Here is a 16,419-nt window from a genome sequence, read left to right on the forward strand (position 1 = left end):
TCATGCGATCCCGATTCCTTTCCGTCGGCACGGTCAGCGCGCTGGCGCTCGGCCTGTTCGCCGCGCCCACCGCCGTGCCGCTGCCCGATGCCGCCGACTTCGCGCAGGCCACGGCCGCGATGTCCGACGCCGGCGAGCCGTTCGCCGGGTGGGCCGCGGCGGGCCGCCGGTTCCTGCTGTTCGATCCGACCGGCGACGGCTTCGCGGCCGAGGTCCTCGGTGACCTGTCCACCGCGGACCGGGTCGCGCTACTGGTGCCCGGGGTCGGCACGACCCTGGCCGACTTCGACCGCGGGCTCGGCGGCGTCGCGCGCCGGGCGCCCGCGGTGCAGGCCCGGCAGCTGTACGCGGAGCTACGACGCCAGTCACCGCAGACACGGGTGGCGGTGGTGGCCTGGCTGGGCTACGACCCGCCGGACGGCTGGGGGGTCGACGTGGCCACGGAGTCCCGGGCCGTGGCCGGTGCGGCGGCGCTCACCCGGTTCGTGGGGAGGTTGGTGCGCGAACGCCCGGCCGCGGCGATCACGCTGGTCGGGCACAGCTACGGCTCGACGGTGCTGGGCCTGGCCGCGAGCGCTCTGCCCGCGCAGGTCGGCGACCTGGTCGCCGTCGGCAGCCCCGGCATGGGCCACGACCACGTCGGCGACCTCGGCACCGAGGCCAGGGTATGGGCGGCGGAAGCACCCACGGACTGGATCCGCCGCGTCCCCGGCGTACGGGTGCTGGGCCTGGGTCACGGAACCCGGCCCGGCACCGCGGCGTTCGGCGCACGGCTGCTGCCGACCGACGGCGTCGCGGGCCACGACGGCTATCTGGACACCGGCAGCGCCACGCTGTCCGCGTTGGCCGAGGTCGTCCTCGGCGCGCGTCCGCGCTGAAGGGTCAGCGCGGACGCGCGCCGTCGCGTAGTCTCGGCGGCCGCAGCCCGAACCCGGCCCGGGCTCGGCTGTCGCTCACGACTTCTGGAGGTGCATTCAATGCGGGTCACGGTCGCTGTTCCCGAACTCCTGACCACCCGTGACACCGATTTGGAGACCTTCCGAAGTGGATCTTCCACGTAGTTTCGTCATTCGCGAGCAGCACCACCTCATCCACGACCCGTTCACCGCGGAGAAGTTCGCCGTCCTCGGGCGGGCGATCGGATTGCGGCCCGGCACGACCGTGCTCGACCTGGCCTGCGGCAGCGGCGAGATGCTCTGCCTGTGGGCGCGTGACCACGGCGTCGGCGGCACCGGCGTCGACATCAGCACCCATTTCCTCGGCAAGGCCCGCGCGCGGGCCGTGGAGCTGGGCGTCGCCGACCGGCTGACGTTCGTGCACGGCGACGCGGGCGGTCACGTCGAGCCCGCCGGGTACGACGTCGCGGCGTGCGTCGGCGCGACCTGGATCGGCGGCGGTGTCGCCGGGACGGTCGAGCTGCTCGAACGCAGCCTGCGTCCCGGTGGGCTGCTGCTGGTCGGCGAGCCGTTCTGGCGGATGGACCCGCCGGACCAGGCGACCGTCGAGGCCTGCCACGCCTCCGCCAAGGACGACTACCGGGACCTGCCCGCGCTGGTCGCGCACTTCCGTGACCTGGGGTGGGACCTGGTGGAGATGGTGCTCGCCGATGAGGACAGCTGGGACCGGTACGTCGCCGCCCAGTGGTTCACGGTGCGGCAGTGGCTCGACGCCAATCCGGAGGACGAGCTGGCCGGCGAGTTCCGGGCCGAGCTGGACCAGGCCCCGCTGGACTACGTCCGCTACCTGCGGCCGTACCTCGGCTGGGGTGTCTTCGTGCTGAAGCGGCGCTGACGGCGGCGTGGCGGCTCCGGTCACGAGACGGAGCCGCCACGCGGCCTTGCTCCCGGTGACTCGTCCGAAATCGGCCCCACTGTCGCACTTGCCGGTGCCCGGGTTTGGGCCTGCGGCATCCGTGGGAACTGACAGGGCACAGCACCGCGTATTCGCGGTGCCCGGCCTACGGGGGTACGGCCATGAGCTTCGTGCGGAACATCTGCGTGTCGGCCGCGGCACTGGCCGCCGCGCTGCTCACCGCGGCAGGGCCGGTCGCGGCGGCGCCCGTCGCCACGGTCGCGCCGCCGGACGACGCCTACCTTGCCGCCGCGCATCAGGCCAACCTCGCCGAGATCACGATCAGCAACCTGGCGGCGACCCACCAGGGCGCCTCGCCGGTGGTCGTGCGGCTCGGCGCGCAGTTCAAGGACGATCACCAGAAGCTCGACGACGCGCTGATGTCCGTGGCGCAACAGCAGGGGGTCGCCCTGCCGGCCACACCGGACACCGAGCAGCAGGCCCTGATCCAGCAGATGCAGCACCTGACCCGCGCCGAGTTCGACCAGGCGTTCGTGCCGACTCAGCTCCAGGCGCACGAGGCGGCGATGGCGGCGACCCAGGCCGAGATCGCCAAGGGTCAGGATCCCGCGGTCGTGCAGCTCGCCAAGGACGCGCTGCCGGTCATCACCGAGCACCACGAGGAACTCCTCGCCGCGGTGAAGCAGCTCAACATCCAGCTTCCGCCCGCTAAGCCCGCTGGTACTGCTCCCAGGTGACCTTCGGATCGACCACGGGTCCGTCGTCGGCCCCGTGGTTGGCCAGGCCGTTGAATCCCAGGTAGTAGTCGCCCGCCTGGTTGCGGGCCGGGATCGACAGGTCGGTGTCGGCCAGCGCGATCGCGTGGATGTGATACGGCCAGTTCCCCTGGGACGGGGTGCGCAGCCAGGCCGCGAAGCCCACCTGCCGCAGCCGCCGTACGGCCGAGGTGCGCTGGGCTGAGGTCAGGCCGTCGACCGCGAGGTCGAGCGCGCCGCCGCCGTCGTGGGTGCCCGCGGACGTCGGGTCCTCGCCGGGGCTGTAGGAGCCCTGGGTGACGGAGAACTGGCGGCCGAGCAGGCGTTCGGCCTCGAGCAGCATCGCCTTGGTGCGCGCGTTCATCGGCACGCCGTGGAAGGTCAGTTCGGCGCCGGGCGACAGCAGGCGCACCACGGTGAAGCGCTGCTCGCCGAGCTTGGTGAGCGAGGTCGGGCCGGGCAGGCCGGTGGCGTCGAGGCCGGTGTAGCCCAGCGAGCGCTGCCAGGCCGCGTACGCGTCGATGGTCTTGGTGCCGAAGTGCCCGTCGACGTACGACGCCGCGAGCAGCCCCTTGGCCTGCAGCGCGCTCTCGACCAGCAGCACGCTGTCGCGGCTGCCGGGCGTGATCGCCGAGTCGGCGCGGCGCGGGTCGATCTGGGCTGCCTTCACGACGGCCTCCATGTCGACCGTGGGCAGCGCGGCCGACGCCCGCGCCCATGCCGCCATCGGTGCGACCAGCGCGCCCACTATCGCGGCGCCGGTCAGGCGTCTCCTGGTGACCATCGGGCCCTCCCCACTGTGCGGCGGGCCCGGGTGCGGGCTCACTGACGGCGAGGCTAGGCAGCGCCTCTACACCGGCGGTACACAGTCCCTACAGGTCACCTGCCGGGGTCTGGCCGTCGGCGGGCGGGCAGGCGTACGGGACCGGGCTGTCCGGGCGGGGCGGACCGTCGGCGGGCAGCGGGAACCAGCGGATCGGTTCGAAGGCGCAGCTCTCCCCCGCTCTCGGACCGGGCACCACGCCGGGGCGGCCTGCCGCGGCGAAGATCTCCCGGGCCGCCGCGAGCTGCCTGGCCAGCACCCGGTCGAGGCGGTCGGGGCGGGGCCGCCCCGGGGTGATCGTGGACAGGACCTCGGTGAGCGAAGGCGGCGGCTCGGCCGGGGCTCGATGGTGCGTCCACAGTCCGGTGACCGGGTCGAAGCCGTACTGCGGCAGCATTCTCCAGGCGTGCTCGGCCAGCAGCCGCACCGCCTGCACGAGGTAGTCCACGACGGCGTCGTCGGCGAAGTACGGGAAGCCGATGCGGACGAACGACAGCTTCGCGCCCATGCGCCCGTCGAGGATCTCCTGCTCCATGCGGCGCGACCAGGCGTCGCCGATCGGGAAGTCGCGGTGCAGGTACGGTCCCGCGCAGAAGCATCCGCTGCGCGCCTGGACGCCGAACACGTCGTTGAGCAGCGCGGCCACGAAGTTGCCGTGCAGCAGGCCGAAGCCGTGGCGCAGGCCGAACGACACGATGGCCAGCCGCCGCGCGGTCGGGTTGCCGAGGATCTCGATCCGCGGATCCTCGCTCCAGGAGGCGAGCACGCGGCGCACGTGCCCGGCCTCGCGGCGGGCGATCTCGGTGGCGCCGACCGCGTCCTTGACGGTGAACGCCAGGCCCGCGCGGACCGCGCCGACGATGGCCGGGGTGCCGCCCTCCTCCCGGATCGACGGGTCCGGGTGGTAGGACACCGTGGTCGGGCTGACGAACAGGATCGTGCCGCCGCTGGGCACCACCGGCACCGGGTTGGCGAACAGCGCCCGCTTGGCGACCAGCACGCCGGGGGTGTCCGGGCCGCCGACGAATTTGTGCGGCGAGAGGAAGACCGCGTCCTTGGCCGCCGCCGGGTTGCCGGCCGGGTTCATGTCGATCGGCAGGTACGGCCCGGCCGAGGCGTAGTCCCAGCAGGCCAGGGCCCCGTGTGCGTGCAGGGTGGCGGTGACCGCGTCGACGTCGGTGAGGATGCCGGTCACGTTGGACGCCGCCGAGAAGCTACCGAGCTTGACTGGCCGGTCCGCGTACGCCCGCAGCTGCCCGGCGAGGTCGTCGAGGTCGACGCCGCCGGCGGCCGCCTCGCGGATCGTCACCAGGTCGGCGTCGGACTCCCGCCAGGGCAGCTCGTTGGAGTGGTGCTCGTACGGGCCGACGAACACGACCGGACGCCGCCCCGGCGCCGCGATCCGCGGCCCGCCCGGGACCAGGCCCAGCACGCGCAGCAGGCGGTCCACCGCACCGGTGACCCCGGTGCCGCAGAACACCACCACGTCGCCGTCGCCGCCGTTGACCGACCGGTGGATGGTGCGGCGGGCCTGCTCGCGCAGCGCCGTGGTGCGCCGCCCGGTCGCCGTCGCCTCCGTGTGCGTGTTCGCGTACGTCGGCAGCACCCGGTGGCGGATGAAGTCCTCCACGAACGACAGCGCCCGCCCGGACGCGGTGTAGTCGGCGTAGACGATCCGCCGCGGCCCGAACGGGCCGACCACGACCAGGTCGTCGCCGATCACGCTGCGGCGGATGCGTTCCAGCAGCGCTTCGGTGTCGCCGGTGCGGCGCGGCGGGCGTCTTCCCAGGCGTCCTACGGTCAGCATCTGCGCTCCCCGTGACTCGGGACTCCCCCGGCTCGGGCCGCGGGATGGCACCGAGGGTAGGCGCGCCGGAAGCGGCGTTCCACCACGCGGGAGTCGGATCACGGCCAGCGGCGATGTCGACTTGCCGATGGAAGCGACGCCAGTTAACAGACTTCGTCCAGGTGGCTCTGATCGAATGGCGTGCGGCGGAGAGGAGCGGGTATGACCGGGAGCGTGCTGCTCGGGCTGGGCGTGGTGACGGTGCTGGTGGTGGCCGCGTACGCGGTCGTGTGCGCGGTGCGGCCCGGTGCCGCGTACCTCGCCGGCCGGCGCTGGACGCAGGCCTCCGACCGGCGCGGGCGGGCCGCGTTCACCTGGCTCACGGCCCGGGTCGCCGCCGAGATCGTGCTGCTGGTGATCGGCGCTGCGCTGGTGTTCACGCTGGCGTCGGTGTTCGTGGAGGTGCTCGACGCGGTGGTCGACGCCGACGACCTGACCGTGATCGACCGGCCCGCCGTCGAGTGGCTGGCCGGACATCGCACCCCGGGCCTGACCCGCCTTCAGATCGCCGTCACCGACCTGGGCAGCGCGGTCGCGCTGACCATCGCGGCCGTGATCGGGGTCGCGGTCGTCGGGTGGCGCAGGCGCTCGTGGTATCCGCTGGTGCTGGCGCTGCTGTCGCTGGGAGTGCTGCAGCTGATCGTGTACGCCATCAAGGAGATCATCGGCCGCGACCGGCCCAACCCGCCCGACCAGGTGGTCACCGCGGCCGGTTATTCGTTCCCGTCCGGGCACAGCGCCAGTTCCCTGGTGGGGTTCGCGCTGCTGGCGTGGCTGGTGTGCATGCTGACGAGCAACCGCACGGTGTGGGCGACGGCGTGGGTGGCCGCGGCGGCGGGCACCGTCCTGGTCGGCCTGTCGCGGGTGTATCTCGGCGTGCACTATCCGAGCGACGTGCTCGGCGGCTGGGCACTCGGCCTGACCTGGCTCGCCGTCATCGCCGTGGCGACCCGGGTCTGGCAGATGCGGGCTGCGGCCAAACCCCGATAGTGAAGGTTTTCTCACTCCTCACGGCACACACTGACACTTATTGACATTCACGGACGTCGAATATACGTTCCCGGGATGCGCCCTCCTCACCTGCGTGCCCTCATCGTGGCGGCGGCCGTCGCGCTCGCCCTGACCAGCACCGCCGCAGCCGCGCCGGCCAGTCCCCGCACGGCCGCGGCGCAACTCGCGGTCGCCGCGAACAAGGGACCGGTCGGGTGGGACGTCTACCGGCGGCTCGACCTGCTGCCGCACCTGGCCGCCGGCACGCGCACCGCGCAGTTCTCCAGCTTCGGCCGGGACGGGTCCAACGACGACGGCTTCAGCGGCGCGTACTCCTGCCTGCGCCAGTCCGGCGGCTGCGTCATCGCCGAGGACCGCGGGCCCGGCGAGGTCCAGTCGATCTGGTTCACCCGCGACGACGGCAACGTCACCGCGACCGGCTGGATCCGCATCGAACTCGACGGGGTGACCGTCGTGGACACCGGGCTGCAGAACCTGGTCAACGGCAACCTCGGGGCGCCGTTCAGCTACCCGCTGGTCACCAACGCCGACCAGACCTCGGGCGGGGTGACCGTCAAGGTGCCCATGCCGTACCGGACCTCGATGCGGATCACCACGCAGCACAATCCGCTGTTCCACCACGTGTCCTACCGGAAGTTCGCCGACGCCGACGGGATCACCACGTTCAGCACAGCAGACAGGGCCAACGATGTCATCACGATGCTCCGGGCGGCGGGCACCCGCGACCCGAAACCGGCCCAGTCCGGGTCGGCGACCACCGCCGCCACCGTGTCGGTCCCCGCGGGCGGGGCGGTCACCGCGGCGAACCTGGCCGGGCCGCGGCTGATCACGGCGCTGCGGCTGCGCGTGCCCGACGCCGCCGCCACCCCGGCGGTACTGGCCGGGCTGCGGCTGCGGATCTCCTTCGACGGGCGGCGCACCGTGGACTCCCCGATCGGTGAGTTCTTCGGCTCCGGCCTGGCCGAACGGCACGTGCGAGCGCTGATGTACGCCATGGACACCGCGTCCGGCGGCTGGTACAGCTCCTGGTGGCCGATGCCGTTGCGCAGCAGCGCGAGTGTCGAGCTGGTCAACACCACGGGGCAGGCCGTCAACGGCGTCGGCGTCGAGGTGACCTCCGCGCCGGGCGCGCAGTGGACCGACCTGCTGGCCGCGACCGGCGACGCGGGCTACTTCAGCACCCGCTCGGCGCGCGGCGAGGCAGTCATGGGCCAGGACTGGACGCTCGCCGACCAGTCGGGCCGGGGGCGGCTCGTCGGCGTCACGCAGACCATGCGCGGGCACATCACCGGCGGCAACACCCGCAACTACCTGGAGGGCGACGAGCGTATCCACGTCGACGGGTCGCCGAGCCCGTCGTGGCACGGCACGGGCACCGAGGACTTCTACGAGTCCGGCTGGTACTTCAACCGCGGCGAGTACAGCGGGGTGTTCACCGGCAACCCGGCGCACCAGTTCCGCTCCGGCGGCTGCGCCGACGAGTGCGACGGGGCCTACCGGCTGCTGATCGGCGACGCGGTCGCGTTCACCACCGCACTGCGGTTCGGCATCGAGCACGGTCCCGGCAACGACATGCCCGCCGACTACGGATCGACGGCATACCTGTACACGCAGGTCACGGCCGCTTCGCGGCGTACCGACACGGTGCTCGCGGGCGATGCGGCCAGCCGATCCGCGCACGCCTGGTCCGACAGCGGCGCGACGCAGTATCCGCTGGTGTCGGCGTTCGAGGGCGACGACCCGAGCACGGTCACCGGGCAGGTGCGGGCCTCGGGTGCTCAGGTGGGCTTCCGGCTCGCGGTCGCCTCCGGCAACCAGGGGGTACGCCTGCGCCGCACCGGCGACCAGCAGTCCCCCGGCCAGCAGGCGGCCGTGTCGGTCGACGGGGTGTCCGCCGGGACGTGGCTGCAGCCGCTGGGCAACGCGACCCAGCGGTGGCTGGCCGACGAGTTCGCGCTGCCCGCAGCGCTCACCGCGGGCAAGTCCGCGATCACGGTCACGCTCACCCCGGTCGCCGGATCGCCGGCCTGGACGGCTGCCCGCTACGAGGCGCTGAGCCTGGTCACGCCGTTCGCCGACACGGTCGCGCCGGGGCAGGTCACCGGGCTGACGCTCGGCGGCGGCCGGACGCACGCGCTCAGCCTGAGCTGGGCCGCGGCGAGCGACGACGTCGGCGTGGCGAGCTACCGGGTGTACGCCTCCCGCACCTCCGACGTGGCGACCGTGCCCGGCAACCTGGTCGGCACCGTGTCGGCCACCGGGTTCCGGCACGGACCGCTGCCCGCGAAGCAGACCTGGTACTACCGCGTCGTCGCCCTCGACGCGGCGGGCAACGCCGGACCCGCCTCGGGCGTGGTGTCGGCGACGACCCGGGTCCGCGACACCAGCGACGTCAACGGCGACGGCCGCGACGACGCCCTGCGGTTCACCCGCGCCGACACCGCCGACGCGTACACGGCGCTGTCGAACGGCTCCTCGTTAGGCGCGAACACGAAGTGGCACGACTTCTTCGCGATCAGCGGCGAGGTGCCGCTGACCGGCGACGTCAACGGCGACGGCCGGGCCGACGCCATCACCTTCACCCGCGGCGACGCCGCCGACGTGTACGTGGCCCTGTCCAACGGCTCCTCGTTCGGCGCGGGCGTGAAGTGGCACGACTTCTTCGCCGTCGGCACGGAGGTCCCGGCCGTCGGCGACGTCGACGGCGACGGCCGGGCCGACATCGTCACGTTCACCCGCGGCGGCACCGGCGACGTGTACGTGGCGCTGTCCACCGGCAGCGGATTCGGGCCGGGGATCAAGTGGCACGACACGTTCGCGTTCGGCTCCGAGACCCCGGCGCTGGGCGACGTCGACGGCGACGGCCGCGACGACATCGTCACCTTCACCGGCGGCAGCGCGGCCGACGTGTTCGTGGCGCTGTCGGACGGCAGCCGGTTCGTGCAGAACGCCTGGAAGTGGCACGACCAGCTGGCGGCGGGCACCGACCTGCCGACCCTGGCCGACGTCGACAACGACGGCCGCGACGACGTGGTCGCCTTCAGCCGCGGGAGCACGGCGGACGTGTTCGTGTCCCTGTCCGACGGCGGGCGGTTCGTGCAGACGGGCTGGAAGTGGCACGACAACTTCGCGATCGGCGCGGAGACACCGGGCGTGGCCGACTTCGACGGCGACGGGCGCGCCGACGTGGTGACCTACACCGGCGGCAGCGCGGCGGACGTGTACGTGTCGCTGTCGGACGGCGGCCGCTTCGTCCAGAACGGCTGGAAGTGGCACGACGACTTCGCCACCGCGACGGACCTGCCCCGGCCGGGCCTCGTGCTGTCCTGAACATGAACGAGGGCGCCCCGTGTTCCGGGGCGCCCTCGTCGTCGCGGTTCGCTACAGCGTGGTCTCCCCGGTCAGGCCGAAGAAGTCGTGCCACTTCGCCCCGCCCAGGAACCCGGTGCCGGTGGACAGGCCCACGTACACGTCGTTGAGCGAGCCCTTGGTGAACACGATGATGTCGTCCTTGCCGTCACCGTCGAAGTCGCCCAGGTACGGGAACTCCCCTGCCGTGCAGAAGAAGTCGTTCCACTTCACGGTGGTCCCGACGAACGCCGAGCCGTTGGACACGGCCGCGTACACGTCGGCGTCGGCGTTGCAGGTGAACGTGACGATGTCGTCCTTGCCGTCGCCGTTGACGTCGCCGACCCGCGGCTGCTCGGCGCCGACCGCGAACAGGTCGTGCCACTTCAGGCCCGGCCCGAAGGAAGAGCCGTTCGACAGGCCCACGATCACATCGGACGCCGTCGCCGGGCCCTGCGTGAAGGTGATGATGTCGTCCCTGCCGTCGCCGTCGACGTCACCGGCCGCCGGGAACTCCCCCGCCGGGGCGAAGAACTCGTGCCACTTGACGCCCGCGCCGAACGACGAGCCGTTGGACAGCGCCACGAACACGTCGCCTGCGGCGTCGTGGGTGAAGGTGGCGATGTCGTCCTTGCCGTCGCCGTTGAAGTCGCCGACGACCGGCGCCTCGGCGCCGGGGGCGAACCAGTCGTGCCACTTCGCCCCGCCGAGGAACCCGGACCCTGTGGACAGGGCCACGTACACGTCGCCCGCCGCGGTGCCCGTGGTGCCGTGGGTGAACGCGATGACGTCGTCCTTGCCGTCGCCGTTGAAGTCACCGGTCAGCGGGGTCTCGCCGGTCAGCGCGAAGAAGTCGTTCCACTTCACCGAGGTGCCCGCGAAACCGCTGCCGGTCGAGGTCGACACGTACACGTCGGCCAGCGAGCCGTGGGTGAACAACACGATGTCGTCCTTGCCGTCGCCGGAGAAGTCCGTCGGCGAGCCACCGAACAGCTTCGGACCGGGCGGCGTGCCGCCGCAGTTGTCGCTGGTCAGGTAGCGCTGGTTGTACGAGCCCGGGTACGGGGCCAGGGACACCCCGTTGATCGCGATGACCTGCCCGACGCCGTTGAGCAGCTGCTCGTAGTGGATGTGCGGGCCGGAGGAGTTGCCGGTGGTGCCGGTGATCCCGATCTGCTGGCCCTGCTGCACATACGCGCCGTCGGGCACCGAATAGGAGGTGAGGTGGAAGTAGTAGGTCTTCCAGCCGCCGCCGTGCTCGATCGCGATGTAGTTGCCGGCCCCGCTGGGTTGCGAGAACCGGTAGGCCGTGCCGGCCGCGGACGCCACGACGGGGGTGCCGCCGGTGACGCCGCCGTCGGCGCGTACGAAGTCGAGGGCCTGGCGGACCTCGGCGCTGTGATGGCTGTAGGTCCACCGCTGCCCGCACGGGAACGGGGCCTTGAAGTTGGGCGCGGCCCAGGCCGCGGCGGGGGCGACGACGACCGAGGCCAGGGCGATCAGCCCGGCCAGGGCGCGGGCCAGCAAACGTGCCGATGGGGGGTGCACGATCACGTCCTCAGGGGTGTGGAGGGAGTGCGACGCGTCGCCGCCGAGCGGCGGACGATCAGGGCCACGGCGTCCGCCGCGGAACGCGCGTGATCCACCTACGTCGATCGATCAGGTTGAAACTATCAACCGGTGAAATCGATTACAAGAAAGAATTTCTTCACCGATTGCCCGCGGCGGGTCCGCTGCCGCGGCCACCGGACACGAAAGAGGCCGGACGAGCAAACGCTCATCCGGCCTCACCAGGCCATACCTGGCCGGAACTACGTGTTGGCCCCCCGCGCGGCGACCGCCCACCGGTCGACGACCGCGCCGCCGGCGGAGACGACGATCAGCTCGTCGGCGAGGTTGACGGTGGCGCACACGTGGTTCGGCACGACGCGCAGTCTGCTGCCGCGTTCGGGCAGTTCCGCGCCCGGCGGCACGGTCACTGTCGCGTGGTGTTCGGACAGCGCGGTGATGCGCGCGTCGGGCAGGTCGGGCAGCCGCCCGTGCCCGGTCGCCCAGGCGGACCGGTCCGCGCCGAGCACCTTGCCGCCCGCGTCGAGGATCACGTGGTCGGCGGATCGGCTGACCACCGTGGCAACGACGCTCAGCGCCACGTCCTCGAAGTCGCAGACACCGAGCTCGACCTGCTGTGCGTCGTTGAAGACGTAAACGCCGGGCCGGATCTCGTTGAGCGCCGGGACGTGGCTCCAGGACGCCGTGGGCGTCGACCCACCGCTGATCACGTCGGGGTCGAACCCGGCCGCCCGCAACGCGTCCGCGGCGTCGGCCAGCGCCACGGCCTCCTCGGCGGCCACGCCCTCGGCCAGCGCCGGTCCGTAGCCGTGGCCCGGGAACGTGAACACGCCACGTACCCGCAGGCCCGATTTGTCCGCAGCGAGCGCGACCGTGCCTGCGTCGGCGGGGCGCACGCCGCTGCGGTGGTGGCCGCTGTCGACCTCCACCATCACCTCGACGTCCCGGCCCGCGTAGCGGGCCAGCGCCTGGGCGCTCTCCGCGGAGTCAACGCCGACGCGCACCGCAGCGCGGGCGGCCACCTCGCGCAGTCGAGCGCCACGCGCCTGGTCGACCCACAGCGGGTACGCGATGAAAAGGTCCTCGCAGCCGCCCGCGGCGAACACCTCGGCCTCGGCGACCGTCGCCACGGTGAGCCCGACCGCCCCCGCCGCGAGCTGCCGCCGGGCGATCTCCAGGCACTTGTGGGTCTTCGCGTGCGGGCGCAGCGACAGATCGCGCTCGCGGGTGAACGCCGCCATCCGGGCGATGTTGCGGTCCAGCACGTCGACATCGACGGACACGTAAGGGGTGGGCAGCGGCGTCATGGTCTCATGCTGCCATCGTCTCCGGCGCTCGCGGCGCACGGCGGGCAAACGCCCGGCCATGTCGCCGTGTAGCCGCGCACGCGGCCGGGTATCGGCCGATCATGAGAGCACGCGCCGTCCTGGCCGGACTGACCCTGACCCTGCTGGTGAGCGGGTGCGCCCCCTGGCACGACGACGATGACCCCGAGCGCGGTCGCGACGGCCTCGGACGGGCACACCTGGTCTCCGCCGAGCGGGGCGATCGCGACGCGGCCTCGCTGACCGTCGTCAGCGGCGCGACCACGGTCACCGTGCGCGCCGCCGACCTGGGCGACGACCTCTACCGGATCAGCACCCCGGACCACTCGGGCATCGCACCCGACGTCGTCGAGTCCGGCGGCCGCCACCAGCTGCACCTCAACAGCACCGGCGAGAACGGGCCGGCCGCGGTGGAGATCCTGCTCGACCAGCGGGTGCGCTGGGACCTGCGCTTCTCCGGCGGCGCGAACGAGACGCTGGTGGACCTGGGCGGCGGCCGGGTGGCCGGGCTGGACTTCTCCGCCGGTTCGAGCCGCATCGAGACGATCCTGCCCCGGCCGGAGGGGCCGGTGACGGTGCGCATGGCCGGTGGGGCGAGCGAGTTCGTGGTGCGTGCGCCGGACGGCGTGCCGGTGCGGGTCACCGCGGGCGGCGGCGCGGCGAACGTCACGGTCGACGGCGCCCGACGGACCGGGATCGCCGGTGGCACGGTGTTCGCCCCGGCGGGCTGGGACACCGCGGCCGACCGCTACGACATCGACGCCGTGGCCGGCGTCTCCAGCCTCACGGTGGCCCGCCGCTGATTCCGGCGCGGCACATGATCGCTGTTTCGGGTCAAGACCTGCGGTGGAACAGCAGGTCTTGACCCGAAACAGCGATCTTCGGTCCGAACGGAGCGATCTTCACCGGCCCGGTCGGGCCGTCATTCGGTGCGCAGGCCCTCGGCGCGCATGAGGCGCCAGAGGACCGGCAGGCTCAGCGCGGTGACCAGCAGGATGACCGCTCCGGCCAGTGCGGACACCACGCCGATGCCGGTCCAGTCGATCGCCACCGGCGCGCCGATGATGCGCAACAGCACCGCGCCAAGGGCGAGGCCCGCGGCGCAGGCCAGGACCAGGCCGAGCACCACCGGCACCGCGGTCTGCCACAGGATCGCCCAGCTCATGGTGCGGCGACGGGTGCCGAACGCGACCAGCACGGCCAGCAGCCTGCGCCGGTCGCGCAGCTGCTCCAGCACGACCACGAGCAGGCTCGCGCCGATCAGCAGCAGGGTCACCGCGGCCCCGGCGTACAGGCCGCGCCGGATCTGGGCGAACTTGTTGTCGACGACGGTCGGGTTGAGTTCCCAGGTCGCGCCGAGCTGGTCGGCCTCCCACCGGGTGTTGGTCACCCGGTCGACCGCGTCGGTCGCGGCCGGGTCCACGGCGATCAGCGTCTGCAGCGACAACCCCGGCCGGCCGACGACTGCCGCGGGCAGGGCCGCGGGCGTGACCAGCACCCCGGCGGTCGTCCCGTTGACGGGGTCGGTCAGCGGCCGCGCCCGGCGTGCCCCGGCCGGGACCGTCCAGGGTTCGGCCAGGGACTCGTCACGGATCGTGACCGCGGTCCCGGGCGCGGGCGCCTGGAATTCCGCGTTGTCCACGACGAACGCGTCGCCGTCGGCGCAGTCGCCGATCTCGGCGAGCCGGCGCAGTTCCGCACAGTCGGCGAGGACCAGCGGCGCGCTCGGGATGTCGCCGTCCGGCTTGGGCGGCAGCTCCATGGTGAGGATGCTGCGGGAGCCGACCGACGTCACGCCCGGCGTGGCCGCGAACCGGGCGGTCACCGTGGCCGCGTCAGACCAGCCGTGGGGCAGGCCGACGGCTGCGTACACCTGGGCGCGGGTCGGGTCCTGGCCGCTGAAGCGCTGGTAGTTGGCCTCGACGGCGGCGAACATCATCTGCAGGCCGATCGCTCCCGCGACCGCGACGGCGACGCCGGTGACGGCGCGCGCCGACATGCTGCCGTCGAGCTGGAGCCGCCGGATCGCCAGCTGCCAGGCGACGGGGCCGCCGTGCAGACGCCGGACGACCGACTGCACGAGCCAGGGCAGCAGGGTGGCGACACCCAGCAGGATGAGACACACCCCGCCGATGACCTGCCATTCGCTGAAGCCCTCGCTCTCCTTGCTGACGCTGCCCATCAGCGGCAGCAGCAGGAGCACGCCGAGCACCGGCATGATCAGACGCCACCACAGCCTGCGCCGGGTGTCGCCGCCCCGGCGCACCACGCCCAGCGGTTCGATCATGACGCGGCGCAGGGACAGCACGGTGACCACGACCGCGGCCGTCGGCACGGCCAACGCGATCAGCGCGGCGAACACGGGATCGGGCTGGACGTCGGAGGGGAAGACACTGATGTCCATCAGCTCGATCGAACCGACGAACGACCGGCCGGCATAGAACATCAGCGCTCCGGTCGCGACACCGAGCAGGGCACTGAGCATGGCCTCACCCGCGGCGATGCGCCGGGCCATGCCGGTGTCCGCGCCGACGAGGCGTACGCCGGCCAGCCGCCGGTCGCGGCTGTCGCCGCCGAAGCGGATCGCCGACGCGACGAACATGGCGACCGGCAACAGCAGCACCACAAAGATGATCACGACGAGGAGCAGCAGCACCGGGTCCAGGCCCTCGGAGGTGTTCTCGTCGCCGAACGAGTTGCGGCGGCCCACCCCGCCGACGTCGTCGGCCAGGTCGTCCGCGCCGAGGTAGAAGGCCAGCTCCGCGGGGCCGAGCAGTCCTTCGTCGGCGATGACGGCGGTCGTCGGGTAGTGCAGCCGCTCGCGCAGCAGCGCTCCTTCCGGGGACAGCAGCAGCCTGGCCAGTGCCGGGGAGACGGCCATCTCACCCGGGCCCGGCAGCGCGGTCAGCCCCGGCGGCAGCGCCGGGTCGGCGCCTTCGGCCTGCACCAGCCGGCCGCGGATCGACTGGTCGCGGTACTGCATGTCGGTGAGTCCGACCAGCGTGCTCCGATCGGTGCGTTCGACCTGCATGCCGTAGTTCTGGTCGGCGCGGGCGGCGCCGCGGTCGCCGCGGGCCTGCATCATGTGCGGGATGCTGGCGGCGGCCAGCAGCATCGCCACGCCGAGGCCCACGCCGACGGCGGTCAGCGCGGCGCGAGCCAGCCCGGACCGGCCGCCTGACAGCGCCATGCGCGCCCCGAGCAGCAGTTCCCGTAGCCAGGACGGTGTCACGCGACACGCTCCAGGTCCAGCGAGGCGCCGTCACGGACCACGACCTCCCGGTCGGCGTACGCGGCGACGCGCGGCTCGTGCGTCACCAGCACCACGGCCGCGCCGGTGTCGCGGGCGGCCTGGCCGAGCAGCTGCATGACCCGCTCGCCGTTGAGGGAGTCCAGGGCGCCGGTGGGCTCGTCGGCGAAGACCACCTTGGGCTCGGTGACCAGGGCGCGGGCCACCGCGACACGCTGGCCCTGGCCGCCGGAGATCTGTCCGGGCAGCTTGCCCGCCACGTCCCCGACCTCAAGGCGGTCGAGCCACTCGCGGGAGCGGCGCTCGGCCTCCTTGCGGCGCACCCCGTCCAGCCGCAGCGGCAGCGCGACGTTCTCGACGCAGGTCAGTTCCGGCACGAGCTGGCCGAACTGGAAGACGAAGCCGAAGTCGCGGCGGCGCAGGGCGCTGCGCTCCACGTCCGACATCGCGGAGATCTCGCGGCCGGCGTACACGACGGTGCCGTCGTCGGGGCGCACGATGCCGGCCAGGCAGTGCAGCAGCGTCGACTTGCCGGAGCCCGAGGAGCCCATCACGGCGACGATCTCCCCGGCCCGGACGGTGAGGGAGGAGCCGCGCAGGGCGGGGGTGGTGCCGTACATCTTGAACAGGTCGGTGCCGACCAGCAGGGGCTCGGTCATGGGGTGGTTCTCCTTGCGGGG

The 16,419-nt window shown here is 72.8% G+C and carries 12 protein-coding genes; 6 read left to right on the forward strand and 6 right to left on the reverse strand.

Features of this window, described 5'->3' with window-relative positions:
- Positions 1–2 precede the first annotated feature (2 nt).
- From F6W97_RS11170 to F6W97_RS11180, 3 genes are all read left to right on the forward strand, one after another.
- Positions 3–878: an alpha/beta hydrolase gene (locus tag F6W97_RS11170; RefSeq protein ID WP_155370177.1), complete on the forward strand. Its 876-nt coding sequence runs from the start codon at positions 3–5 to the stop codon at positions 876–878.
- Positions 879–1,044: 166 nt separating this feature from the next.
- Positions 1,045–1,791: an SAM-dependent methyltransferase gene (locus F6W97_RS11175; RefSeq protein WP_155370178.1), complete on the forward strand. Its 747-nt coding sequence runs from the start codon at positions 1,045–1,047 to the stop codon at positions 1,789–1,791.
- Positions 1,792–1,973: 182 nt separating this feature from the next.
- On the forward strand, positions 1,974–2,549 hold the full coding sequence (locus F6W97_RS11180; RefSeq protein WP_155370179.1) for a DUF4142 domain-containing protein: 576 nt from the start codon (positions 1,974–1,976) through the stop codon (positions 2,547–2,549).
- Here the strand turns inward: F6W97_RS11180 and F6W97_RS11185 are convergent.
- Entirely contained in the window at positions 2,521–3,351 is an 831-nt protein-coding gene (locus tag F6W97_RS11185; RefSeq protein WP_155370180.1) for a peptidoglycan-binding protein, read from the reverse strand. The genes F6W97_RS11180 and F6W97_RS11185 overlap by 29 nt on opposite strands.
- Positions 3,352–3,439: 88 nt before the next feature.
- Complete coding sequence (locus tag F6W97_RS11190) at positions 3,440–5,197, reverse strand: aminotransferase class V-fold PLP-dependent enzyme (RefSeq protein WP_155370181.1); 1,758 nt, start codon at positions 5,195–5,197, stop codon at positions 3,440–3,442.
- 201 nt (positions 5,198–5,398) lie between these two features.
- On the opposite strand from F6W97_RS11190, the gene F6W97_RS11195 reads away from it, so the two are divergent.
- Both F6W97_RS11195 and F6W97_RS11200 read left to right on the forward strand, forming a co-directional pair.
- Entirely contained in the window at positions 5,399–6,226 is an 828-nt protein-coding gene (locus F6W97_RS11195; protein WP_155370182.1) for a phosphatase PAP2 family protein, read from the forward strand.
- A gap of 75 nt (positions 6,227–6,301) precedes the next feature.
- Positions 6,302–9,577 (forward strand): DUF2961 domain-containing protein, encoded by a 3,276-nt coding sequence (locus tag F6W97_RS11200; protein WP_155370183.1) that lies wholly within the window; start codon positions 6,302–6,304, stop codon positions 9,575–9,577.
- 51 nt (positions 9,578–9,628) lie between these two features.
- On the opposite strand, the gene F6W97_RS40570 is transcribed toward F6W97_RS11200, so the two are convergent.
- Both F6W97_RS40570 and F6W97_RS11210 read right to left on the reverse strand, forming a co-directional pair.
- Complete coding sequence (locus F6W97_RS40570; RefSeq protein ID WP_407924567.1) at positions 9,629–11,089, reverse strand: FG-GAP-like repeat-containing protein; 1,461 nt, start codon at positions 11,087–11,089, stop codon at positions 9,629–9,631.
- 317 nt (positions 11,090–11,406) lie between these two features.
- Positions 11,407–12,471 (reverse strand): alanine racemase, encoded by a 1,065-nt coding sequence (locus tag F6W97_RS11210; RefSeq protein WP_155370184.1) that lies wholly within the window; start codon positions 12,469–12,471, stop codon positions 11,407–11,409.
- Between the two features lie 101 nt (positions 12,472–12,572).
- On the opposite strand from F6W97_RS11210, the gene F6W97_RS11215 reads away from it, so the two are divergent.
- Positions 12,573–13,292, forward strand: a complete 720-nt coding sequence (locus tag F6W97_RS11215; protein WP_155370185.1) for a hypothetical protein — start codon at positions 12,573–12,575, stop codon at positions 13,290–13,292.
- 119 nt (positions 13,293–13,411) lie between these two features.
- On the opposite strand, the gene F6W97_RS11220 is transcribed toward F6W97_RS11215, so the two are convergent.
- Together F6W97_RS11220 and F6W97_RS11225 are read right to left on the reverse strand one after the other, a co-directional pair.
- Positions 13,412–15,721 (reverse strand): ABC transporter permease, encoded by a 2,310-nt coding sequence (locus F6W97_RS11220; RefSeq protein WP_230686583.1) that lies wholly within the window; start codon positions 15,719–15,721, stop codon positions 13,412–13,414.
- Positions 15,718–16,398 (reverse strand): ABC transporter ATP-binding protein, encoded by a 681-nt coding sequence (locus F6W97_RS11225; RefSeq protein ID WP_155370186.1) that lies wholly within the window; start codon positions 16,396–16,398, stop codon positions 15,718–15,720. The genes F6W97_RS11220 and F6W97_RS11225 overlap by 4 nt, the downstream gene beginning before the upstream one ends.
- Between the last annotated feature and the right edge of the window lie 21 nt (positions 16,399–16,419).

The organism is Catellatospora vulcania (assembly GCF_009720385.1).
GTDB classification, from domain to species: domain Bacteria; phylum Actinomycetota; class Actinomycetes; order Mycobacteriales; family Micromonosporaceae; genus Catellatospora; species Catellatospora vulcania.

Coding starts and splice junctions, on each gene's coding strand:
- F6W97_RS11170 (WP_155370177.1), top strand. CDS start 3: ATGCGATCCCGATTCCTTTCCGTCGGCACGGTCAGCGCGCTGGCGCTC.
- F6W97_RS11180 (WP_155370179.1), top strand. CDS start 1,974: ATGAGCTTCGTGCGGAACATCTGCGTGTCGGCCGCGGCACTGGCCGCC.
- F6W97_RS11185 (WP_155370180.1), bottom strand. CDS start 3,351: ATGGTCACCAGGAGACGCCTGACCGGCGCCGCGATAGTGGGCGCGCTG.
- F6W97_RS11190 (WP_155370181.1), bottom strand. CDS start 5,197: ATGCTGACCGTAGGACGCCTGGGAAGACGCCCGCCGCGCCGCACCGGC.
- F6W97_RS11195 (WP_155370182.1), top strand. CDS start 5,399: ATGACCGGGAGCGTGCTGCTCGGGCTGGGCGTGGTGACGGTGCTGGTG.
- F6W97_RS11200 (WP_155370183.1), top strand. CDS start 6,302: ATGCGCCCTCCTCACCTGCGTGCCCTCATCGTGGCGGCGGCCGTCGCG.
- F6W97_RS11210 (WP_155370184.1), bottom strand. CDS start 12,471: ATGACGCCGCTGCCCACCCCTTACGTGTCCGTCGATGTCGACGTGCTG.
- F6W97_RS11215 (WP_155370185.1), top strand. CDS start 12,573: ATGAGAGCACGCGCCGTCCTGGCCGGACTGACCCTGACCCTGCTGGTG.
- F6W97_RS11225 (WP_155370186.1), bottom strand. CDS start 16,398: ATGACCGAGCCCCTGCTGGTCGGCACCGACCTGTTCAAGATGTACGGC.